Here is a 22,762-nt window from a genome sequence, read left to right as displayed (position 1 = left end):
ACGGGGGTGCGCAATGATCCAGCCATAATTTCAACCAATCAATAAAACAATCGGTATCAACAAACTTGGCACACTATTGAGTTCTCAAACAACAGATACTAACCGGCACCACCCACACCCACCAAAGGGTCCAGGATCGCTCCGGAGCAACTTTTCAAACTTACCCGACCCAGCCGCACAAAGCAAACCAACCCTGGGCCTCCCCCACCACATCCGAAGCGCACAAAAGCACTACCGAAACCGGTGATTTGAAGGGAGTCTGTCACCACTTTTTCCGCATCAGCGGCGGCGACTCAGATAACTTTACACGCGCCCAACCCCCGAACCAAATCCACCCCAACACCACCCAAAAACCCCGCAAACACCCGGAAAACAACCCCACCAACACCCCAAAAACCACCCCAACCCCCAAAACACCACACAGTGAACCCCATCACACCACCCCGCAACCACCAGCGAGACAGAACCACAACGCCAAGCACCGCCGTCGAACACCACGGAACGTGAAAGAGCATCCGGCCGAAAGCGCCGGAACCTGAGCGAGGATCGGCTCCAAACCGGCGGAACCTGAGCGAGGATCGGCTTCAAACCGGCGGGACGTGAGAGAGCGTCGGTTTGAAACCGGCGGGATGTGAGCGAGCGTCCGGAAAAGCGGGGGCGATGGTCCGGCAGCGCGCGTCCAGGGGAGGAACGACAGAGCGCGCCGAGGATCACCGCCCCGCCGCAGCCCAGCCACGCCGCAGCACAAAAGCGTGCTTAAACACAGAAAGGGCCGGCAACCATAACGGTTGCCGGCCCTTTCAGAGCTGGATTACTAAGCGGATCTAGGCCGAAACCTCAATCGTGGCCAGGTTCTTCTTGCCACGTCGGAGCAGGAGGTACCGGCCGTGAAGCAGTTGGTCCTGCGCGATGACTGCGTCGGGGTCCGAAACCTTGGTGTTGTTCACGTACGCACCACCTTCGCCCACAGTTCGGCGAGCGGCGGACTTGCTGTCGGAGAGTCCCGAGGCAACCAGGAGGTCGATGATCCCCAGCCCGTCCGCGCCGATGGTGGCCGACGGCAGTTCCGCGGTGGCAGCTTCCAGGGTGCGTTCGTCCAGAACCGTAAGGTCACCGTTGCCGAAAAGCGCAGCCGAAGCGGCAATCACTTTTTCGGTGGCGTCAACGCCGTGTACCAGTGAAGTGACTTCGAAGGCGAGCTTCTTCTGTCCCTCCCGGGCAAACGGACGTTCAGCCACGGACTCCCCCAACGCCTCAATTTCTGCACGCGAAAGGAAAGTGAACACCTTGAGTCGGTCCACGACGTCGGCGTCAGCGGTGTTCAGCCAGAACTGGTAGAACGTGTACGGGCTGCACATTTCGGGATCGAGCCAGATGGCGTTGCCCTCGCTTTTACCGAACTTGGTGCCATCGGAGTTGGTGATGAGCGGTGTGCCCAGGGCGTGCACGCTCTTGCCCTCGACCTTCCGGATGAGTTCCGTACCGCTGGTGAGGTTGCCCCACTGGTCCGAGCCGCCGGTCTGCAGTGCGCAACCGTAGTCGCGGAAGAGCTGGAGGTAGTCCATGCCCTGCAGGATCTGGTAGCTGAACTCGGTGTAGCTGATGCCTTCGTCGGAGTTCAGGCGTGAAGCGACAGCATCCTTGCGGAGCATGGTGCCCACACGGAAGTGCTTTCCAATTTCACGCAGGAAATCGATGGCGCTCAGCGGTGCGGTCCAGTCAAGGTTATTGACCATGCGCGCGGGGTTCTCGCCCTCGAAGCTCAGGAAGCGGCGCACCTGGCCTTGAAGGTAGCCGACCCACTCTGCAACGGTGTCCTTGGTGTTCAAGGTGCGTTCCGCCGTCGGGCGTGGGTCACCAATCAGGCCGGTGGAGCCACCGACCAGGCCGAGCGGCTTGTGGCCGGCCAACTGGAGGCGGCGCATGACCAACAACTGAACGAGGTTGCCCAGGTGCAGCGACGGTGCGGTGGGATCGAAGCCACAGTAATACGTGATCGGGTCCCCGGCGAGCAGCTTTTCCAGTTCAGTTTCATCAGTGGAAACGTGGACCAAGCCGCGCCATTTGAGCTCCTGCCAGACGTTGGCAAAGGCGGGATCGTTGTGCTGGGACTCGAGGTTGTTTACGTGTGACACGAGATCTAAGTTAGCAGGATTGCAGGTCCCGTTTTGCCTAGCGCTCAATGCCGGCCGGTACCGGAGCGGCAGCGATCAGGCGCAGACGCTGGGTAGCTCGCGTCATGGCGACGTAGAGGTCGCCCACCTTGCCGTGTTCATGGTTCAGCATGGCTGCCGGTTCCAGGACCACAACACCGTCGAATTCCAGGCCCTTGGCTTCCTTGGGGCTGATCACCACGATGTCCTGCTCGTAGCTGCCGGCACCGGATCCGATACGGCGTCCGTAGACTTCCCGCAAGGCAGCGGTGGCCTGCGGCAGCAAGGGGCCATCGGCAATCACAGCCAGCAGGCCGCCGTCGATCGCTTCCACTTCCTCCGGCAGGACCTCGACCAGGCGCCGCACAATGCCGTCCGAGTCCACGCGGTCCACAATGGGCGACCATTTGCCCTCGCGGACGGCCTTGGGGGCCGAGACCACAAGGCCTGCCCGGTTGGCCATACGGACGGCGGCCTCCGCGATCTGCGACGGCGTGCGGTAGTTGACGGTGAGTTCTTCCAGCGTCCAACGGTCACCGAACGACGGCGCCAGGGCACTTTGCCACGAATTGGCGCCGGCCGCGGCGCTCGTCTGGGCGATGTCACCCACAATGGTGAACGACTTCAGGGGGCACCGCCGCACCAGGAGGCGCCACTGCATCGGTGAGAGTTCCTGGGCTTCGTCAACCACGATGTGGCCAAATGCCCATGAACGGTCGCTGGTGGCACGCTCGGCTGCCGTCAGGCGTCCCTCGCGCTCCTGGTTCTGCTCGGCAAGCTCCTCGGCGGTCACCAGGACATCCACTCCCATGGCTTCCATGTTGGCAAGGGTCTGCTTGGCGTTGGCAAGGTCGCGGGCCCGATCTGCTTCCTGCTGGGCCAATCCCCTGCCGGCGGCCGGGTCAAGTTCACCCAGCAGCTCGGCCGCTTCGTCCAGCAACGGAACGTCCGCTTCGGTCCACGGGGCATCAACGGGCCGCTGCAGGAGTGCGCGCTGCTCAGGCGTAAGGTCCGGAGTGCAAGCCTCAAGGATGGCGGGCTTGCTGAACAGCTCGGAGATCAGTTTCTCCGGCGTCATCGGCATCCAGCAGAGATTCAACGCGATGCGGACATCGCGTGCGGAGCGGACGTCTTCGGCGAGGTATGCGCGGTCAGCGTTGTTGCCGATGTTCGATTCTTCGACGAGGTCCGTCAACTGCTCGGTGAGCTCGCGAAGGAGGATCTTGACGAATGTGAGCCTGGCTTCGTTGTGCGGCTTGCCCGTTGCCCGCGCCTTTTCGCGGGCACGACGTACCTGGCGGACCGTCAGGGTGAGCTTCCGGGAATCAACTTCCAGGATGCGGTCTTCGGCGGGAGTCCGTTGCCGGTTGGCCACAGCATTGGCAACAACTTTGGCCATATCCAGTTTGCCCTTGAGGGCAGCAACATCCGCGTCTTCCTCGGGAACGGCGTTGATACCGGGCATCAAGCGGCCCAGGCTGGCCATCACCACGCCGGTTTCACCCAGCGAGGGCAGCACGCGTTCGATGTAGTGCATGAACGACGACGACGGGCCAACCAGCAGGACGCCGGCGCTCTTGAGCCGATCCCGGTGCGTGTACAGCAGGTAGGCAGCACGGTGCAGGGCAACGGCAGTCTTGCCAGTGCCGGGACCGCCCTGGACCACCAGGGCGCCGGAGATGGAGGAGCGGATGATCCGGTCCTGTTCGGACTGGATGGTACCCACAATGTCCGACATGCGGCCCGTGCGTTTGGAGTTCAGTGCCGCCAGAAGGGCGCCCTCGCCCTGGAGGGAGTCGTTATCGGCGAGCATGCCGGCGTCCAGGACGTCGTCTTCGATCGCCTTGACGTCCCGGCCTTGCAGGATCAAGTGTCGACGACGGCGCACGCCTTGGCGGTCAAAGGCGGTCGCCTGGTAGAAGTGGCCGGCTTCAGGAGCACGCCAGTCAACCATGAGCCGTTGAAGGTCGGCCGTGGACAGGCCAATGCGGCCGATGTACTGGGCCTCCCCGGAGTCCAGATCCAGCCGACCGAACACCAGACGGTCATCGACGGCGTCGAGCTGTGCCAGGCGGTCTTCGTACAGTGCAGCGAACGCGTCACGTTCGGAAACGTTCTGCATGGTTCCCACCGCTCCGGCCTTGCGCACCTGCGCCAGCTGGGCGCGCTTTTCTGCGCGCAGCTCATCGAGCCGGGCGTACAGCCCAGCCACATATTCCTGCTCGTGGACCAAATCAGCGTCGTGCATCGAACCGTAACCCCTATCGCAAAAGACAGACCTACCATTCTACAGCGATTTCAGTAAACGTGTGGGGTTGAAGTCACCTGGCGGATTACGTCAGGTAGCAGGCGTGCGGTTACGAGCCTTTGCTGCCTTGTAACGCGACACCGTGGGATCATCCTCGATCCAAAAACGCCATGGATACTCGGTGCTTCCTCCCGGTCCGGCAACCCCCACCCTGGGCCCACTGGCCACTGCAGCTGCAGGTGTCCTGGGCAACCAGAGGCTGAACGGTTCCGCGAGCGCGTCACGGCCGGTGTCCGCCGTCGTAAGTCCCAGGGCTGAGGCTAGCCTGGCAGGTCCGCTGGCCAAATCCTTGTGCGCCTTGGAAGCAGGCCTCCGGACGGCGGCGAGCCCGTCGCCTTCCACGATCTCGCCCGCTCGCAGAAGCAGCGCGGAAGCAGCGCCGTCCGGGCCGCAGACGATGTTGGCGCAGTAATGCATGCCGTAGGTGAAATAGACGTAGAGGAACCCGGCCGGGCCGAACATGGGTGCGTTCCTGGGTGTGGGGCCGCCAAAGGTATGGGATCCGGGGTCCGGGTGTTCCGAATCCCGTGGTCCCATGTAGGCCTCCACCTCCGTGAGCCGGACCGAGACGGGACCGGCTTCGGAGCGGTGCGTCAGGACGGCCCCGAGGATCAGAGGAGCGATGACACGGGGATCGCCGGCAAGGAATTCACGGACCTTGATTGGCTCGAGAACATAATTCTCCACGGACGGACTCATGCCCAGACCCTAGCAAAGTCGCGCCGACGGCCATGTCCGATTTCCGCTAGAACTTGCCCTGGCCCGCTGGCAGGATGGAGCCATGGACTTCTGGCAGCGCTACAGGGCAATCGACGCCCGCGACATCCGGTTCGACGGCCAATTCTTCACTGCTGTCAGCTCCACCGGCATCTATTGCCGGCCGTCGTGCCCCGCCCGGACGCCGAAAGCCGAGAACGTCACGTTCTATGAGACGTCAGCTGCTGCTCACGAGGCCGGTTACCGTGCATGCAAGCGCTGCATCCCTGAGGCAGTCCCCGGAACGCCTGCGTGGAATATCCGCTCGGACGTCGCCGGCCGGGCAATGCGGCTCATCAACGACGGCGTTATCACCCGCGAGGGCGTCGACGGTCTGGCGCGCCGGCTGGGCTACTCCGCCCGGCAGCTCAACCGCATACTCAGCCACGAACTTGGCGCCGGTCCCCTCTCGCTTGCACGGGCCAGCAGGGCGCAGACGGCCAGGACGTTGCTGGTCTCAACGGACATGCTGCTCGCGGACGTTGCCTTCGCGTCCGGATTCAACAGTGTGCGGCAATTCAACGAAACTATCGGCGAAGTGTTCGCCATGACCCCGACGGCGATGCGCGCCACCGGCGCAAAGTCCGCGCAACGCCGGGGTGCTGGGGCAGCACCGGGCGTAGCTCCTGCGGCGCTGACACTGAACCTGCCCTGCAGAGAACCGTTCGATTCCGGGATTTTCGATTTCCTCGCAGTTCGCGCCATTCCAGGCATCGAAGATGCGGCCACGTTAGAGGACGGAACCAGGACCTATGCGAGGACGCTGCGTCTCCCCCGGGGTACCGCGTCGTTCTCGGTTTCCTACAAGCCCTCCTCGCCTGGCGGATTTTTGCAGCTCAAGGCGAGCACCGTGGACCTGCACGACCTCCCCACCCTCTTGAGCCGCGTCCGGAGGCTGTTCGACCTGGACGCTGATCCGCAGGCGATCGATGACGCCCTCGCCGCGGACCCCCGTCTCGCGGCAAGTGTCACTACGATCCCGGGAATCCGGGTGCCCGGAGCTGTGGACCCCCAGGAACTGCTGGTAAGGGCCATGATCGGCCAACAGATCACCGTGGCCGCCGCCCGCACCGCACTGACCCAGCTCTCGGCCGCGGGCTCCACCGCGGAAGGGTCCCGGCCGGGGCTGGAGAGGCTGTTTCCGACGACGGCGGAACTCGCCGAAAAAGGTCGGGCACTGCTTCGCGGACCCCAGCGCCGGATCGACTCGATCATGGCAGCCAGCGAAGCAATGGCCACGGGGAAACTTGATTTCGGGTATGGCGACGACTTTGAAAGCCTCGAACGCAAACTGCTCCCCCTGCCGGGCGTGGGGCCATGGACGGTCGGGTATGTGGCCATGCGCGTGCTTGGCGCCCCCAATGTCTTCCTTGCCAACGACGCCGCCGTGCGGAACGGATTGAAAGTCCTGCCGACTCGCTCGGGGCTCAGCACCGATTTCAGCGAAGTCAGCCCGTGGCGCTCCTACGCGACCATGCATCTGTGGCGGGCCGCAGCCAAGCGTCCTGTTTCAGCCGCCGGGAAGTGAGCGAGCGTCAGCGGTTAGCGGGCGGAACGTGAGCGAGCGTCAGCGGTTAGCGGGCGGAACGTGAGCGAGCGTCAGCGGTTAGCGGGCTGCCGGCTGTGCTGCGGGCCAGGGCAGGAGTTGGGGCAGCTCTACTCCGTCGGCCGCTGCAGTGGCACGCAGGCTTCCGAGGCTGGGCTCGCGGCCGGCCAGCCAGGCGGCTATGTCCGTCAGCATGCCAGTGATGGCGATCGAGGTGCTGCCGGTTCCGATGCTCATTTGGGGAAGGCCAGTGGGCTGCAGAACAAATTTGTAGGAATCCGGAACACGTGCTGCCAGGAACCCGATGAGGTGCTCGCAGAACGGCCGGCTCCACGTCTCGGGTCCGAAGCCCAAACCGAGGTCCGAGGCATGGATGGTGAGTTCGCGCCACAGCGCCAGGCCGCCGTCAAATACTGTTCCGTCCCTATAGGCGATGCGCGCTTGCCAATCCTCCGGCCCCAACGCGTCAAAAGCGGCGATGGCCGCGCCCACGGCAGCAGTAACAGCCTCTGTATGTTCCGCGAGGCTGTGTCCTGCGGCAAGTTCGATCGCCTTCGTACGGCCGTCCATGCCGCCGTCGTACAGTTCCACGGTCTCGCCTCGGCGCGCGTACTCCAGCTGCCGGGCCATCGCGTTCGAAATTCCTTCGATGTGGGCCAGCACGTGGCCGCGGGTCCAACCGGGGAGTTGGGACGGCCCAGCGACCGAGCTATCGTCGAGTTTGGCAAGGAGACGGGTGACGGTGCCGGCGGCTTTGTGAAGCTCAGCGGGCAACGTCCCAGGGGTGATCTGAGTCATAGCGCCATGCTAACGCACGCTTAAACACCTGTGGGACAGCACATGACGTGCCATCCCACAGGAGTGTTCAGTGTCTAGCCTGCGTAAGAACGCGCTGCGTCCAGTTCCGCTTCCAGGGCCGCCAGTTGGCGTTCGACGGCGGCTGGTGCCGTTCCGCCCTGGGAGTTGCGGCTGTTGAGCGAACCCTCGGTGCTGAGCACGCTGCGGACCTCAGGAGTGAGGTGCTCAGAGATCGCCGCGTATTCCTCGTCCGTCAGGTCCCACAGCTCCACGCCACGTCCTTCGGCCTGCTTGACGGCAGCGCCGGACAGCTCGTGGGCTTCACGGAAGGGCACGCCCTGCCGGACCAGCCATTCGGCTATGTCGGTTGCCAGGGCAAAGCCCTGCGGAGCCAGCGATTCCATGCGTTCGGTGTTGAACGTGAGCGTGGCGATCATGCCGGACACGGCCGGGAGCAGCAGCTCCAGGGTGTCGGCGGCGTCGAACACCGGTTCCTTGTCCTCCTGAAGGTCACGGTTGTAGGCAAGAGGCAGGCCCTTGAGCGTCGCCAGCAACCCGGTCAGGTTGCCGATGAGGCGTCCGGCCTTGCCACGTGCGAGCTCGGCAACGTCCGGGTTCTTCTTCTGCGGCATGATCGATGACCCCGTGGAATACGAGTCATGCAACGTGACGAAGGAGAACTCCTTGGTGGCCCAGAAGATGACTTCTTCGGAGATCCGGGAAAGGTCCACGCCGATCATGGAGCACACCCACGCGAACTCGGCGAAGACGTCGCGCGAAGCAGTGCCATCGATCGAGTTGTGGACGGCGGAGAAGAAACCCAGGTCCGCGGCAACAGCCTCGGGATCCAGTCCCAGCGACGAACCGGCAAGGGCACCCGAACCATACGGCGAAACACCGGCGCGCTTGTCCCAGTCCTGGAGCCGCTGCACATCGCGCAGCAAAGCCCAGGCGTGGGCCAGCAGGTGATGGCTCAGGAGGACTGGCTGGGCGTGCTGCAGGTGGGTGCGGCCCGGCATGGCCACACCGTGGTGCGCCTTGGCCTGCTCCACGAGAGCATCGATGGTGGCAAGGACACCGCCGGCGATGATGCGGGCGTGATCGCGCAGGAACATGCGGCCAAGGGTGGCCACTTGGTCGTTGCGGGAACGGCCCGCACGGAGCTTGCCACCCAACTGGGTGCCGGCACGCTCGATCAGTCCACGTTCCAGTGAACCGTGCACGTCCTCGTCGCTCTCAGCCGGGAGGTAGGCGCCGCTGGCGACGTCCTCGTCCAACTGGGTGAGGGCTGCGAGCATGCCTTCAAGCTCAGCGTCGTCCAGCAGTCCGGCCTTGGCCAGCACGCGGGCGTGGGCCTTGGAACCGGCGATGTCATAGCGGGCCAGCCGCCAGTCAAAGTGCGTGGACTTGCTCAGCGCGGCCAGCGCATCCGCGGGGCCTCCGGCGAACCGGCCGCCCCACAGTGCGCCTTCGTTTGTTGCGCTGGTCATTCCCCTGCAACCCGGAGGTCACGGCCTGAAGCAACCTTGGAGGACATGCCCCACAGTTCGATGAAGCCGCGTGCCATGGACTGGTCGAAGGTGTCGCCGGTGTCGTAGGTGGCGAGGTCGAAGTCGTACAGCGAAGTCTCGGAGCGGCGACCGTTGACGATGGCCTGGCCGCCGTGGAGGACCATGCGGATGTCGCCGGAAACGTATTTCTGGGTGTCCTCGATGAACGCATCCAGGGAGCGCTTCAGCGGGGAGAACCACTGTCCGTCGTAGACCAACTCGGCCCAGCGCTGGCCAACGGTGGCCTTGAAGCGGGCCTGCTCGCGCTCGATGGCGATGTCCTCGAGGTGCTTGTGCGCGGTAATCAGCGCCATGGCACCCGGTGCTTCGTAGATTTCGCGGGACTTGATGCCCACAAGGCGGTCCTCAACCACGTCGATCCGGCCGACGCCCTGGGCGCCTGCACGGCGGTTCAGTTCCTGGATTGCCTGCAGCGGGGTGACCTTCACGCCGTCGATCGCTACCGGCACGCCGGCCTGGAAGGAAATGGTGACCTCGTCCGGTGCCGGCGGGAATTCCGGGGTGGCGGTGTAGTCGTAGATGTCCTTGGTGGGAGCGTTCCAGATGTCCTCGAGGTAACCGGTCTCGACGGCGCGTCCCCAGACGTTCTGGTCGATCGAGTACGGGTTCTTCTTGGTGGTCTCGATCGGCAGGCCCTTTTCCTCGGCGAAGGCAATGGCCTTGTCGCGGGTCAGGGCGAGGTCGCGGACGGGTGCGATGCACTTCAGGTCCGGGCCGAGAGTCTGGATGCCCACTTCGAAGCGGACCTGGTCGTTGCCCTTGCCGGTGCAGCCGTGGGCAACGGTGGTGGCGCCGAACTCGCGGGCAGCCTTCACGAGGTGCTTGACGATGACCGGGCGGGAAATAGCCGATACCAGCGGGTAGTGGCCCTGGTAGAGCGCGTTGGCCTTCAGGGTCGGCATGGCGTACTCGTTGGCGAACTCGTCACGTGCATCAGCGACGTAAGCCTCGACGGCGCCGCAACCGAGGGCGCGCTGGCGGATGGTCTCCAGGGACTCGCCGCCCTGTCCGACGTCGACGGCCACAGCGATGACCTCGGCGCCGGTGGCTTCACCGATCCAGCCGATGGCTACGGACGTATCAAGGCCACCGGAGTAGGCCAGAACAATGCGCTCAGTCACGAGAGTGCTCCTTTGTTGTTGCTTGGTTCATTCGAATCAATACTGTGTGAATTAGATGCTGCTGAATCAATACTGTGTAAAGCAGTTAGTTGCCCGGGCCGGCTTCTTCGGCCATCCGCAGGAACCTGGCTGCCAGTTCTGCCCCGCCGTCGGGGTCCCGCGCCACCAGCAACAAAGTGTCGTCGCCTGCGATCGTACCCAATACGGAGGGCATCACGGAGTGGTCGACGGCCAGTGCCAGGAAGTTCGCCGCGCCCGGAGGCGTCCGCAACACGACGATGTTTCCCGATGCTTCCGCCGTCACCAGCAGTTCGCCGCAGAGCCTGGAGAGCCGTGCGTCCAGGATTTCCTGGGTGACCCCGCTCTTGGCGTTGCGGTCGCCGCCTTCGCCCGGCACAGCGTAAACCAGCGCGCCTTCCTTGCCACGTACCCGCACCGCGCCCAGTTCCACGAGGTCGCGGGACAGGGTGGCCTGGGTGACCTGGACGCCGTCGTCCGCCAACAGAGCTGCAAGCTCTGCCTGGGAACGCACGGACTCACCCGTCAGGATCGCGGTGATACGCGCCTGGCGGGCAGTCTTGGTGGCCGGGCTTGCACCTGGCACGGACGGATTGGTGGACACTAGAACGTGCTCTCCCCGGTGCCCTCGATGGGGGAAAGCCCCTCCACGAACGCGAGCCCGGACTGGTGCATCAGCCACGCCATCAGCGCTTTCTGGGCGTGGAGGCGGTTCTCGGCCTCGTCCCAAACAATCGACTGCGGGCCGTCAATGACACCGGCGGAAATCTCGTAGCCCCGGTACGCCGGCAGGCAGTGCAGGACCACGGCATCCGGGGCGGCCTGCGCCATGGCGGCTTCATCCACGGAGTAGTCGCGGAACAGCTGCAACCGGGCTTCCTTTTCGGACTCCTGGCCCATGGAAACCCACGTGTCCGTTGCCACGACGTCTGCACCTTTGAGGGCTTCGGCGGCCTCGCTGGTGATCAGAACGGAACCGCCGGTCTCTGCGGCGCGCTCCTCAGCGGCAGCAACGATTTCCGGCGCCGGCAGGTAGCCTTCAGGGCCTGAGATGCGAACATGCATGCCGGCGGTCACGCCAGCCAGAAGGTAGGAGTTGGCCATGTTGTTGGCCGCGTCCCCCAAGTAGGCCATGGTCAGTCCGGCCAGTTCGCCCTTGTGCTCCTTCACTGCCAGAAGATCGGCAAGGAGCTGGCACGGGTGGTAATCGTCGCAGAGGGCGTTGATCACGGGGACCTTGGAGTTTTCCGCCATGGCCACGAGACCGGAATGGGCGCCGGTGCGCCACACGATGGTGGAGACCATGCGCTCCAGGACCTTCGCGGTGTCTTCCACGGATTCCTTGTGGCCAATCTGCGCTTCGCCCGGGTTGATGATCAGGGCGTTGCCACCCATGTCCGCAATGCCGGTGGCAAAGGAGACACGCGTCCGGGTGGAGGTCTTGTCGAAGATCACGGCGACGGTCTTGCGGCCGTTTCCGTCGGCGGCGAACGGCTGCACGCTGTACGGGGCGGCTTTCATCCGGACAGCGAGGTCCAGGACCTCGGCTTGCTCGGCCGGGCTCAGGTCCGTGTCCTTAAGGAAGTGACGGGTGGTGGGAGTACTCACTGTGCGTCCTTAGCTGTATTGGCTGTAGCCGTAGCGATCAGCGTGGGTAGGGCGGCCAGGAAACGGTCCGCCTGCTCGATGGTCAGGATCAGCGGCGGGGCGAGCCGGATGGTCCGCGGCCCGGGGCTGTTGATGATGAAACCAGCTTCCAGGGCCGCGGTCACCATGGCCGGGGCAACGTCGGCATTGACGTCGAAGCCGATCAGCAGACCTTCGCCACGGACTTCGGTGACGGCCTCCACAGCGGCAAGGCCCTCGCGCAGGTGTGCCCCGACGGCCAGCACGTTCTGCAGGACGCCCTGGCTTTCGATGGCGTGCAGCGTGGCAAGCGCGGCCGCCGTGGCCACCGGGTTCCCACCGAAAGTGGTGCCGTGCTGTCCCGCGGTGAGCAGGGCCGACGTCGTGCTCCCGAAAGTAATCAACGCTCCCACCGGGAAGCCGCCACCGAGGCCTTTGGCGAGCGTGACGGCGTCGGGCACAATTCCGGCGTCCTCGCTGGCCAGCCACTTGCCGGTGCGGCCGATGCCGGTCTGGACCTCATCCAGGATGAGCAACGCCCCTGCCGCCGTGGTGGCCTCGCGGGCCGCCTGCAGGTATGCGGCGCTGAGCGGACGTACGCCCGCTTCGCCCTGGATGGGTTCCAGGAAAACAGCTGCCGTGGAATCGTCGACGGCGGCACGCAGGGCGTCGATGTCGTCGAACGGTATGTGGACCACGCCACCGGGCAGTGGTTCGAACGGGGCCCGATACGCTTCCTTTGCGGTGAGCGCCAACGCGCCCATGGTGCGGCCGTGGAAGGCACCTTCGAGGGCGATGACCTTGGTGCGCTTGCCGTCGGAGTTGTTCCGGCGGGCGAGCTTGAATGCGGCTTCATTGGCCTCCGTGCCCGAGTTTGCGAAGAACACCTTGGAACCAGCCGGTGCCTTGCTGATCGCTAGGAGCTTTTCAGCGAGTGCGATCTGCGTGGGGCTCGTGAAGAAGTTCGAAACGTGGCCGAGCGTGGCGAGCTGGCTGGATATGACCGACGTGACGAACGGGTGGGCGTGGCCCAGCGCGTTGACGGCGATGCCGCCCAGCAGGTCCAGGTATTCCTTGCCATCGGCGTCCCATACCAGGCAACCCGCCCCCCGGACCAGGACACGCTGCGGAGTGCCAAAGACACCCATGAGCGAGGAGTTGTAGCGGGCAAGCCAGTCAGCGCCTGAGCTCTGTGAAACGAGCGTGGTTGCGGCAGCCTCCGCCGCGATGGGGGCCCCGCCCGCTTCGCGGTGCCCGACCACACCCGGCCCCCCATCGCTGCTGCGGCTTTCGGCGGTATGGCTCAGTTCGGTGCTCATGCGTTCACTTCCTCGTCGGGTACTACCTGGGTGCCAATGCCCGCTGTCGTGAAGGTTTCCAGCAGCATCGAGTGCGCGAGGCGCCCGTCCACGATGTGGGCGCGCTGCACGCCTTCGTCGATTGCTTTGAGGCAGGCGGCCATTTTAGGGATCATTCCGGACTCCAGGCGAGGCAGCATTTCACGGAGCTCGGTGGCGGTCAGCGAGGAGATCAGCGAGGACTTGTCCGGCCAGTTGGCGTAGAGGCCCTCGACGTCGGTCAGAATGACGAGCTTGGTGGCGCCCAGGGCAGAAGCAACAGCTGCAGCGGCAGTGTCCGCGTTGACGTTGAGCACCTGCCCGGTGGTGGAGCCGGTTCCATCCCCCGCGTCCAGGATTTCCGGGGCGACGGTGGAAATCACGGGGATGCGACCGGCGTCGAGAATGTCCTTAATACCTGCGGGATCAACGCCGACAACCTCGCCCACCAGGCCGAGGTCCACTTCCTCGCCGTCAACAACAGTGCCGGTGCGCACGGCGCGCAACAGGCCGCCGTCCTCGCCGGACATGCCCACGGCGTACGGTCCGTGGGAGTTGATGAGGCCAACAAGTTCACGGCCCACCTGGCCGGTGAGGACCATGCGGACCACGTCCATGGCCTCGGGCGTGGTGACCCTGAGGCCTCCCTTGAACTCGGATTCGATGCCGAGGCGGCTGAGCATGGAGTTGATCTGCGGGCCGCCGCCGTGAACCACCACGGGATGGATGCCCACGTGGTGGAGGAACACGATGTCCTCCGCGAAGGCACGGCGAAGGTCATCGTTGACCATGGCGTTGCCGCCGTACTTGATCACCATCGTGGTGCCGGCAAAGCGCTGGATCCACGGCAGAGCCTCAATCAAGGTTCCGGCTTTATCCTGGGCTGTCTCGGCTGAGACGTGGCCCATGGAGGTAGTTTCCCGCGTGTTGGCAGTCATCGTCTTCCGCTCAGCTTGAGTAGGCGCTGTTCTCATGCACGTAATCGTGCGTGAGGTCATTCGTCCAGATGGTCGCCTCGGCGTCGCCGGCCTGCAGGTCGATTTCGACCAGCACTTCGCGCGGCTCAAGGTCCACCAGATTACGGTCCTCGCCGATGCTGCCGTTGCGGCAGATCTGGACCCCGTTCATGGCGACGTTGAGTTGATCGGCTTCGAACACGGCGTCCGTGGTTCCCACAGCGGAGAGGACACGGCCCCAGTTGGGGTCCTTGCCAAAGATGGCGGCCTTGAAAAGGTTGGACCGGGCAACGGACCGGCTAACGATCTCGGCGTCCCGTTCGCTGGCGGCGTTGAACGTCCGAATGGCGATGTCGTGGCTGGCGCCCTCCGCGTCCCCGATGAGCTTGCGGGCCAGTTCAGCGCAGACCCTGGTCACTGCGTCGCTCAACTGGGCAGTTGAAGGCAGGGCTTCAGAGGCACCTGATGCCAGCAGCACAACAGTGTCGTTGGTGGACATACAGCCGTCCGAGTCGGCGCGGTCAAAGGTGACGCGCGTGGCGTCGCGGAGGACGACGTCGAGCTCGTCGGCAGGCACTTCGGCGTCCGTTGTCAGGACCACCAGCATGGTTGCCAGGCCTGGTGCCAGCATGCCGGCACCTTTGGCAATACCACCTACGGTGAACTGCTTACCTTCAGCATCGGTTCCCGTGAAGACTGCTTCCTTGGAGACGCTGTCGGTAGTCATGATGGCCGTGGCGGCTGCGGAACCGCCGTTTTCTGAAAGCCCGGAAGCAGCAGCCTCGACGCCGGGGAGGATCTTGTCCATGGGCAGTTGCTCGCCGATCAGGCCAGTAGAGCAAACCACGACGTCGGAAGCTGAGACCCCCAGCACCTCTGCCACCTTCTCGGCAGTGGCGTGGGTGTTCTGGAAACCCTGTGGACCGGTGCAGGCGTTGGCGCCGCCGGAGTTGAGGACCACGGCGTCCACGCGGCCGTCGCTGACCACTTGGCGCGACCAATGCACGGGAGCGGCCGCCACGCGGTTGGACGTGAATACTGCAGCGGCGGCCTTGGACGGTCCGTCGTTCACGACCAGGGCGAGGTCCGGGTTGCCTGATGCCTTGATGCCGGCTTTGACGCCTGCGGCGCGGAATCCCTTGGGGGCGGTAATGGTCACGGTGCAACTCCCTGCAGGTTCAGGCCGGCGGTTTCGTCCAGGCCGAGGGCAATGTTCATGGACTGCACGGCGCCGCCGGCGGTCCCCTTGGTGAGGTTGTCGATGGCGCAGGTCACGATCACGCGGCCTGTGTGCTGGTCGAACGCCAACTGCATGACGGCATGGTTGGATGCCTGCACCGATTTGGTGGTGGGCCACTGGCCTTCCGGCAGCAAGTGCACGAATGGCTCGTCGTCGTACGCGTCTGCCCACGCCTGCCGAAGTTCAGCTTCGGTCACGCCGTGGGCAACTTTGGCCGTGGCGGTCGTGAGAATGCCGCGACTCATCGGCACCAACGTGGGCGTGAAGGACACGGTCACCGGCTCCCCCGCAGCATTGGACAGGCCCTGTTCGATTTCCGGCGTGTGGCGATGACCGCCACCCACGCCGTAGGGGCTCATGGAACCCATGACTTCACTGCCAATCAGGTTGACCTTGGCTGCCTTGCCGGCGCCTGAGGTACCTGAGGCGGCAACAATCACGACGTCGTCCGTCAGGAGGAGATTCTTGGCGAACCCGGGTGTCAACGCGAGCAGGGCCGACGTCGGGTAGCAGCCGGGGACAGCGATGCGGGTGGCACCCTTGAGCGCCTCGCGCTGGCCCGGCAGTTCGGGCAGGCCGTAAGGCCAAGTGCCTGCATGGGCTGAGCCGTAGAACTTTTCCCAGGCTGCGGCGTCCTGGAGGCGGTGGTCCGCGCCGGCGTCGATCACTACAGTGCCTTCGGGCAACTGGGCAGCGATCTCGGCGGAAGCGCCGTGGGGCAGGGCCAGGAACACCACATCGTGGCCGGACAGGTTTTCCACCGTGGTGTCTTCAAGAATCCGGCTGGCCAAACCATGGAGATGCGGCTGCAACTCCCCTAGTCTGGAACCGGCGTTGCTGTGCGCCGTGATCGCACCGATGGTGACGTTCGGATGGCCCGCGAGCAAGCGCAGCACTTCTCCCCCGGCGTAGCCGCTGGCACCGGAGACGGCAACAGAAATAGTCATGACTCCACTATACAGCAAGAATATTCATGCCGTCCGATATTTATGCATGCCTAATGTGAGCTGTCACATTTGTTAGGACATTGCGCGTATGCTTAGTGGAGGGTGATCCAGACCGTGCAGTCCGAACGTCGGCTGCAGCGTTGCCCGTTAGTGATACGGGGCATATAAATGGCACCCACGTCCACCGCTGAGCGCCCCAAAGCACGCGCAATTCAGCCAAATCCCGTCGTTCAGAGCTACTCAGAGCTCCTCAAGAGCGTCAAGTCCGCAGGACTCCTTGAGCGCCGCAGCGGCTTCTATATCTGGGTTTTCGTCGCCCTGATACTGCTCATGGCCGGCACCTGGCTCGGATTCGCCCTCATTGGCGAATCCTGGTACCAGCTCCTCATTGCCGCAGCCGTCGGCATTCTCTGCACGCAGTTGAGCTTCCTGGCCCACGAAGCCGGACACAAGCAGATCTTTGCCTCCCGCCGCGCCAACGATTGGTCGGCGCGTCTCCTGGCCACGGGCATCGCCGGCATCAGCTACTCCTGGTGGGAGCAGAAACACGGGGCCCACCACAACCACCCCAACGTCATTTCCAAGGACCCCGACATCCGGAACAACGCCTTGGTTTTCTACGAAGACGCAGCTGCGGAACGCAAGGGCCGCCTGGCGTTCCTGACAAAGAAGCAGGGATGGTTCTTCTTCCCCCTGTTGACCCTGCTCGGCCTGAGCCTTCAATTCGATTCGATCCGCTTTGTCTTCGGCAAGCAGAAGGTCCGGCACCGCTGGGTGGAAACCCCCATCCTCGTGGCACGCCTGACGGCATTGCCGGTGCTGGCTTTCACCTTCCTGCCCATCGGAATGGCGTTCGCTTTCCTCGGCGTCCAGATCATGGTTTACGGCTTCTACATGGGCGCATCCTTCGCCCCCAACCACAAGGGCATGCCCGTTCTCCCCAAGGACAGCCGCGTGGACTTCCTCAACCGCCAGATCCTGACCTCGCGCAACATCTCCGGCGGCATCTTCATGGACTTCCTCCTGGGCGGACTCAACCGTCAGGTAGAGCACCACTTGTTCCCGGACATGGCCCGCCCCCACTTGTACAAGGCCACGAAGATCGTCCGTGAATTCTGCGCCAAGCACTCGATCCCCTACACCGAAACCACGCTCATGCAGTCGTACGGGATCGTGGTCAGCTACCTCAACGAGGTGGGCCTCGCAGCAGGCCGCGGCTTCGACTGTCCCGTGGCTTCGACGCACGGACGCCGCTAGCCGTTCGACATGGGAGGCCCCAACCTCCCTAGGATGGATTCTGAAACCGGGCACCGGAAGGACCGCCCCGGAGTGAGGAGCCACCATGACGCACGCCATTGTCGCAAAGCAGCCCGGAGGACCTGAAGTCCTCGAATACGCCTCCGTGGAAGCACCAGCCCCCGGTCCCGGCCAGTTGCTGATCAAGGTCGCAGCTGCCGGGGTGAACTTCATCGAAACCTATCAGCGCAACGGAACCTACAAGGTTGACTACCCCTTCACCCCCGGCGCAGAAGCCGCCGGCACGGTGGAGGCGGTGGGTGAGGGCGTTGAGGACATTGCCGTTGGCGACCGTATTGCCACGGCTGAAGGGTCACGCACCTACGCCGACTACACTCTCGTGGATGCAGCGAAAGCGCTTCCGGTTCCGGACGGCGTCGACGACCACACTGCGGCTGCCCTTCCACTGCAGGGCATCACAGCGCACTACCTGATGAATTCATCCTTCCGCGTCGAGCCAGGACACACCGTCCTGCTGCACGCGGGAGCCGGGGGCGTCGGCCTCCTGCTGACTCAGCTCCTGAAGGCCCGCGGGGCACGTGTCATCACCACCGTTTCCTCCGACGAGAAGGCCAAGCTGTCCGCGTTGGCCGGAGCTGACGAAGTCCTTCGCTACGAGGGTTTCGCCGACAAGGTCCGGGAACTGACCGACGGCGAAGGCGTCAACGTGGTGTACGACGGCGTCGGCAAGGACACCTTCGACGAATCCCTCCGAAGCCTCCGCATCCGGGGTGCCATGGTGCTCTTCGGTGCCGCCTCCGGCCCTGTGCCACCGTTCGATCCCCAGCGCCTGAACGCCGGTGGTTCCTTGACACTGACCAGGCCCACCATGGCGCACTTTGTGCAGAACACGCACGAACGCCGGTGGCGCTCAGCCGAAATTTTCGACGCCGCCGCCAACGGAACCCTCGCCGTCAGAGTCGGGGCAACCTACCCCCTGGCCGAAGCAGCACAGGCCCACCGTGACCTGGAAGGCCGCCGGACCACCGGCAAAGTCCTGCTTCTGCCGTAACTCCACAGCCCGGCTCCCGAACAACTGGCGACCTACAGGCAAACAGTGGTGCAAGAAAATGTGACGAACAGGAAACGTCAGACACCTTTTGTTCACCTTTCTGCGCAAAGCTAGGCCTGTGAGCACAGAACATCCCGTGGGGGCCGGGCCGGCGCCTGCCCTGACCACCTACCGCCCCCAGTTGCCGGGCGGCGCCGCGGCACCAGCCGAGCGCACGCTCGTGGACATCCTGGAGGAGACCACAGCATCTTTCCCCGAGGCTTCGGCCTTGGATGACGGGCAAAAATCCCTCAGTTATACCGAACTCCTCACGGCGGTACGGACCTTCGCCGCACAATTGAACGCTGCGGGCCTGGGACGTGGTGAGAAAATCGGCGTCCGCATCCCCTCCGGAACCAATGAGCTGTACATCGCCATCCTGGGAATCCTCATGGCCGGCGCGGCATACGTTCCGGTCGATGCCGACGACCCCGAGGAGCGGGCACGCCTTGTGTTCGGGGAAGCCAAAGTTGCTGCGGTGATTGGGACGGGGCTTGATATTCAAGCTGCCGGGGCCCCACGCGAACCTGTCCCCAGCCCCTGCACACCCGGGCTGGATGATGATTCCTGGATCATCTTCACCTCCGGATCCACTGGCACCCCCAAGGGTGTTGCGGTGAAACACCGTTCCTCCGCCGCGTTCGTTGACGCAGAGGCGAGGATTTTCCTGCAAGCCGAACCCATCGGCCCCCAGGACCGCGTGCTGGCGGGCCTGTCGGTAGCCTTCGATGCTTCCTGCGAAGAGATGTGGCTCGCCTGGCGCCACGGTGCCTGCCTCGTCCCGGCTCCGCGGGCGTTGGTGCGGACCGGCATGGACCTGGGTCCCTGGCTGATCAACCACGGCATCACCGTGGTTTCCACGGTGCCCACCCTTGCTGCGTTGTGGCCGGCAGAGTCCCTCGAAAACGTCCGCCTCCTCATCTTCGGCGGCGAGGCATGCCCGCCGGAGCTGGCCGAACGGCTCGCCGTCGAGGGCCGCGAAGTCTGGAACACTTACGGACCCACCGAGGCCACCGTCGTCGCCTGCGCCGCACCGTTGGGCGGACCCGGCCCGGTCCGGATCGGGCTGCCTTTGGACGGCTGGGACCTCGCCGTCGTCGATTCTGATGGTGTCCCGGTCGCGGAAGGCGGGATCGGTGAACTGATCATCGGCGGCGTCGGGCTGGCCCGCTACCTTGATCCCGCCAAGGACGCCGAGAAGTATGCACCTATGACAACCCTGGCCTGGGAGCGGGCCTACCGCTCCGGCGACCTGGTCCGTTTCGAAGCGGAGGGCCTGATCTTCATGGGCCGGGCCGACGAACAGGTCAAGCTGGGTGGACGCCGCATCGAATTGGGCGAGGTGGACGCGGCACTGCAGGCACTCCCCGGCGTGGCGGGAGCTGCCGCCGCAGTTCAGACCACGGCTGCCGGCAACCAGATCCTGGTGGGCTATCTTGCACCCGTTGACGGCTACCAGTTGAACATGGACGAAGCCCGTCGCCTCCTGGGCGAGAGCCTCCCGGCAGCGTTGATCCCCCTGCTGACGGTAGTGGATTCGTTGCCCACCAAGACCAGCGGAAAGGTGGACCGCCATGCCCTGCCTTGGCCGCTGGCGGGAGCCGGTGCCGCTGAGGCCAGCAACGCGCCCCTTAACCTGCCGGACGACGCCCGTTGGGTGGTGGACCAGTGGGAGTCGGTATTGGGCAGTCCCGTCAGTACCCTTGACGCGGATTTCTTCGCCTACGGCGGCGGGTCCTTGGCCGCGGCCCAGCTCGTATCTGCCCTCCGGGTCCGGTACCCCACCATCACCGTGGCTGACATTTATGCGACGCCGCGCGTCGGTGCCCTGATCGACGCCGCCCGCCAATCACTGCCCGACGGCGGTACGGCAGGTCCCGCTGCCGAGCGCACCGTTCATCCCACAGCCTTGAAGTCGCAGATCTTCCAGGTCCTCATGGGAGTGCCGCTCCATATTCTGGTGGGAATGCGTTGGCTCACCTACCTGATGGCCGGCAACAGATTACTGGCAGACTTTGCCGGATTCGCTGCAGCTCCTGTGGTTTCCTGGTGGTGGATCGCGGCGTCCTGGCTGGTCTTCGTCAGCCCGCTGGGCCGTATGACCATTTCGGTGATAGCGGCCCGCGTGCTGCTCGGCAAGATCCAGCCTGGCACCTACCCCAGGTCCGGCAAAACCCATCTTCGGCTGTGGCTCGCCGAACAAATTCAAGACCTCTCCGGCGCCATCGGCCTCGCCAGCGCCCCGTTCGTCCCTTATTACGCGCGCGCCCTCGGCGCCAAGATCGGCCGGGACGTGCACCTGCACTCGTTGCCGCCTGTTACGGGTTTGTTGTCATTGGGCAGTGGCGCCAACATCGAGCCGGAAGTCGATCTTTCCGGATGGTGGGTGGATGGCGACTCGGTGCACATCGGCCAGATACACGTAGGAGCCGGTGCCGTCGTCGGTGCACGAAGCACCCTCATGCCCGGCACCACCATTGGCGCAGGCGCACACGTCGACGCCGGATCCGCAGTGCTGGGCAAAGTGAAGGCCGGCCACCTGGTCGCCGGATCCCCGGCCGAACGACGCGGCAAGGCAAAGCACGATTGGCCTGAGTCGTCGGGCCGTCCTTCCGCTGTGGACCGGCTATGGTTTACCGCCTTTGCCAGCGCTTCGGCGCTTCTGGCCCTGATCCCGTACATCTCCGCCTTCGCTGCTGCACTGGTGGTTCTGGCTTCCATCCAAGGCCACGATTCGTTGGAGACCGCACTCCCCCAGATAGCCCTGGCACTCCCACTGGCGGCGTTGGCGTGGTTCTTTGGGAACCTGGTCCTCATCCTCGTTGTTGCCCGGCTCCTTGGCCTCGGACTCAAAGAGGGGTATTACCGTGTCCGCAGCCGGATCGGCTGGCAGGTGTGGGCCACAGAACGCCTGCTGGACATGGCACGTGAGCTCCTCTTCCCCGTCTATGCCAGCCTGTTCACTCCTGTTTGGCTGCGCTTGCTCGGCGCCAAGGTGGGCAAGAACGTGGAAGCGTCCACAGTTCTGCTGGTGCCCAGGATGACTACCATCGGCGATGGCGCGTTCCTGGCTGACGACACCATGGTGGCGTCCTACGAACTGGGCGGTGGTTGGATGAAAATCGCGCCGGCCAAGATCGGAAAGCGGTCATTCCTCGGCAACTCCGGGATGACGGCCGCCGGGCGGAATGTACCAAAGAACTCCCTCGTGGCCGTCCTGTCGGCCACCCCTGCCAAGGCGAAGTCGGGCACGTCGTGGCTTGGCAGCCCACCGGTCAGGTTGCGCCGCACCGCCGTCGACGCCGACCAGACGCGGACTTTCCAGCCACCCCTCAAGCTCAAAATCGCGCGTGCACTGTGGGAGCTGTGCCGCCTGGTACCTGTCGTCCTGACTGTTGCCATCGCCGTCGGGGTCATGCTGGTCCTGGATTGGGTAGCCCGTGGGTGGGGCTATTGGATCGCGGCAGTGCTGGGCGGCGTGGTCATGCTGGCGGCAGGTGCGGTGGCAGCACTCAGCTCCATCGTGGCCAAGTGGGTCCTGGTGGGAACCATTCGCGCTGGCGAGCACCCCCTGTGGAGTTCGTTTATTTGGCGAAATGAAGTAGTTGATACGTTCATCGAAATGGTCAGCGCTCCGTGGTTCGCCCGATCGGCCGCCGGGACTCCTGCCTTGGTGTGGTGGCTCCGCGGGCTTGGCGCGAAGATCGGCCGCGGAACGTGGTGCGAAAGCTACTGGCTGCCCGAAGCCGATCTGGTGACGCTCGGAGAGAATTCCACGGTCAACCGCGGCTGCGTTGTCCAGACGCACCTGTTCCACGACCGGGTCATGAGTCTGGACACGGTAACGCTCGGGAACGGAGCCACCATGGGTCCGCACGGCGTGATCCTCCCCGCCGCCAGCATCGGCGACGGCGGTACTGTTGGTCCGGCGTCGTTGGTCATGCGTGGCGAAACCGTCCCGGCGGGGACGTACTGGATGGGCAACCCTGTCAGCCCGTGGGTGGGTCCGTCTGCACAAGCGCCCCGTCTCAAGTAGAT

General features: G+C 64.4%; 16 protein-coding genes. 4 read left to right on the top strand and 12 right to left on the bottom strand.

All coding sequences use genetic code 11. The features are described 5' to 3' along the window. Positions 1-824: 824 nt before the first annotated feature. The 3 genes from tyrS to J2Y68_RS07385 all read right to left on the bottom strand — a co-directional run bounded on the left by tyrS (position 825) and on the right by J2Y68_RS07385 (position 5,160). Entirely contained in the window at positions 825-2,135 is a 1,311-nt protein-coding gene (tyrS, locus tag J2Y68_RS07395; RefSeq protein ID WP_309991608.1) for a tyrosine--tRNA ligase, read from the bottom strand. 37 nt (positions 2,136-2,172) lie between these two features. Further along, a complete protein-coding gene (locus tag J2Y68_RS07390) occupies positions 2,173-4,401 on the bottom strand; it encodes an ATP-binding domain-containing protein (RefSeq protein WP_309991605.1) in 2,229 nt (742 codons plus the stop codon). A gap of 90 nt (positions 4,402-4,491) precedes the next feature. Continuing rightward, positions 4,492-5,160: a DNA-3-methyladenine glycosylase gene (locus tag J2Y68_RS07385; protein WP_309991602.1), complete on the bottom strand. Its 669-nt coding sequence runs from the start codon at positions 5,158-5,160 to the stop codon at positions 4,492-4,494. 82 nt (positions 5,161-5,242) lie between these two features. Between J2Y68_RS07385 and J2Y68_RS07380 the strand changes: the two genes are divergently transcribed. Further along, entirely contained in the window at positions 5,243-6,745 is a 1,503-nt protein-coding gene (locus J2Y68_RS07380; RefSeq protein ID WP_309991599.1) for an AlkA N-terminal domain-containing protein, read from the top strand. Positions 6,746-6,823: 78 nt separating this feature from the next. Here J2Y68_RS07380 and J2Y68_RS07375 read toward each other — a convergent pair whose 3' ends face one another. The 9 genes from J2Y68_RS07375 to argC form a co-directional block, all read right to left on the bottom strand. After that, on the bottom strand, positions 6,824-7,561 hold the full coding sequence (locus J2Y68_RS07375; RefSeq protein WP_309991598.1) for a maleylpyruvate isomerase family mycothiol-dependent enzyme: 738 nt from the start codon (positions 7,559-7,561) through the stop codon (positions 6,824-6,826). A 74-nt stretch (positions 7,562-7,635) separates the two neighbouring features. Next, complete coding sequence (gene argH / locus J2Y68_RS07370) at positions 7,636-9,051, bottom strand: argininosuccinate lyase (RefSeq protein WP_309991595.1); 1,416 nt, start codon at positions 9,049-9,051, stop codon at positions 7,636-7,638. After that, positions 9,048-10,253 carry an argininosuccinate synthase gene (locus J2Y68_RS07365; protein ID WP_309991592.1) on the bottom strand — a complete coding sequence of 402 codons (1,206 nt, stop codon included), beginning with the start codon at positions 10,251-10,253 and terminating at the stop codon, positions 9,048-9,050. The genes argH and J2Y68_RS07365 overlap by 4 nt, the downstream gene beginning before the upstream one ends. Before the next feature lie 85 nt (positions 10,254-10,338). After that, positions 10,339-10,875, bottom strand: a complete 537-nt coding sequence (locus tag J2Y68_RS07360; protein WP_090822559.1) for an arginine repressor — start codon at positions 10,873-10,875, stop codon at positions 10,339-10,341. Next, the gene (gene argF, locus J2Y68_RS07355) at positions 10,875-11,879 is read right to left on the bottom strand and encodes an ornithine carbamoyltransferase (RefSeq protein ID WP_309991588.1); all 1,005 of its coding nucleotides are present in this window, start codon (positions 11,877-11,879) and stop codon (positions 10,875-10,877) included. The genes J2Y68_RS07360 and argF overlap by 1 nt, the downstream gene beginning before the upstream one ends. Further along, positions 11,876-13,216, bottom strand: coding sequence for an acetylornithine transaminase (locus J2Y68_RS07350; RefSeq protein WP_309991585.1), 1,341 nt, complete (start codon positions 13,214-13,216; stop codon positions 11,876-11,878). Before J2Y68_RS07350 ends, argF begins: the two co-directional genes overlap by 4 nt. Then, a complete protein-coding gene (gene argB, locus J2Y68_RS07345) occupies positions 13,213-14,172 on the bottom strand; it encodes an acetylglutamate kinase (protein ID WP_309991583.1) in 960 nt (319 codons plus the stop codon). Before argB ends, J2Y68_RS07350 begins: the two co-directional genes overlap by 4 nt. 10 nt (positions 14,173-14,182) lie before the next feature. Next, entirely contained in the window at positions 14,183-15,349 is a 1,167-nt protein-coding gene (argJ, locus tag J2Y68_RS07340) for a bifunctional glutamate N-acetyltransferase/amino-acid acetyltransferase ArgJ (protein WP_309991580.1), read from the bottom strand. Continuing rightward, a complete protein-coding gene (gene argC, locus J2Y68_RS07335) occupies positions 15,346-16,377 on the bottom strand; it encodes an N-acetyl-gamma-glutamyl-phosphate reductase (RefSeq protein WP_309991578.1) in 1,032 nt (343 codons plus the stop codon). Before argC ends, argJ begins: the two co-directional genes overlap by 4 nt. Positions 16,378-16,545: 168 nt before the next feature. Between argC and J2Y68_RS07330 the strand changes: the two genes are divergently transcribed. From J2Y68_RS07330 to J2Y68_RS07320, 3 genes are all read left to right on the top strand, one after another. Continuing rightward, positions 16,546-17,634: a fatty acid desaturase family protein gene (locus tag J2Y68_RS07330; RefSeq protein ID WP_309991575.1), complete on the top strand. Its 1,089-nt coding sequence runs from the start codon at positions 16,546-16,548 to the stop codon at positions 17,632-17,634. Between the two features lie 85 nt (positions 17,635-17,719). Beyond that, entirely contained in the window at positions 17,720-18,685 is a 966-nt protein-coding gene (locus tag J2Y68_RS07325; protein ID WP_309991572.1) for a quinone oxidoreductase family protein, read from the top strand. A 118-nt stretch (positions 18,686-18,803) separates the two neighbouring features. Beyond that, positions 18,804-22,760: a Pls/PosA family non-ribosomal peptide synthetase gene (locus J2Y68_RS07320; RefSeq protein ID WP_309991569.1), complete on the top strand. Its 3,957-nt coding sequence runs from the start codon at positions 18,804-18,806 to the stop codon at positions 22,758-22,760. The last annotated feature ends 2 nt before the right edge of the window (positions 22,761-22,762 follow it).

Source organism: Paenarthrobacter nitroguajacolicus (genome assembly GCF_031455195.1).
GTDB classification, from domain to species: domain Bacteria; phylum Actinomycetota; class Actinomycetes; order Actinomycetales; family Micrococcaceae; genus Arthrobacter; species Arthrobacter nitroguajacolicus_D.
Note: the sequence above shows the minus strand (reverse complement) of the source record. Positions and strands in the feature narration are given on the sequence as shown.

Bases quoted from the DNA above. Each gene is read 5' to 3' on its own strand.
- J2Y68_RS07390 (WP_309991605.1), bottom strand. From the start codon at position 4,401: ATGCACGACGCTGATTTGGTCCACGAGCAGGAATATGTGGCTGGGCTG.
- J2Y68_RS07385 (WP_309991602.1), bottom strand. From the start codon at position 5,160: ATGAGTCCGTCCGTGGAGAATTATGTTCTCGAGCCAATCAAGGTCCGT.
- J2Y68_RS07380 (WP_309991599.1), top strand. From the start codon at position 5,243: ATGGACTTCTGGCAGCGCTACAGGGCAATCGACGCCCGCGACATCCGG.
- J2Y68_RS07375 (WP_309991598.1), bottom strand. From the start codon at position 7,561: ATGACTCAGATCACCCCTGGGACGTTGCCCGCTGAGCTTCACAAAGCC.
- argH (WP_309991595.1), bottom strand. From the start codon at position 9,051: ATGACCAGCGCAACAAACGAAGGCGCACTGTGGGGCGGCCGGTTCGCC.
- J2Y68_RS07350 (WP_309991585.1), bottom strand. From the start codon at position 13,216: ATGAGCACCGAACTGAGCCATACCGCCGAAAGCCGCAGCAGCGATGGG.
- argB (WP_309991583.1), bottom strand. From the start codon at position 14,172: ATGACTGCCAACACGCGGGAAACTACCTCCATGGGCCACGTCTCAGCC.
- argC (WP_309991578.1), bottom strand. From the start codon at position 16,377: ATGACTATTTCTGTTGCCGTCTCCGGTGCCAGCGGCTACGCCGGGGGA.
- J2Y68_RS07330 (WP_309991575.1), top strand. From the start codon at position 16,546: ATGGCACCCACGTCCACCGCTGAGCGCCCCAAAGCACGCGCAATTCAG.
- J2Y68_RS07325 (WP_309991572.1), top strand. From the start codon at position 17,720: ATGACGCACGCCATTGTCGCAAAGCAGCCCGGAGGACCTGAAGTCCTC.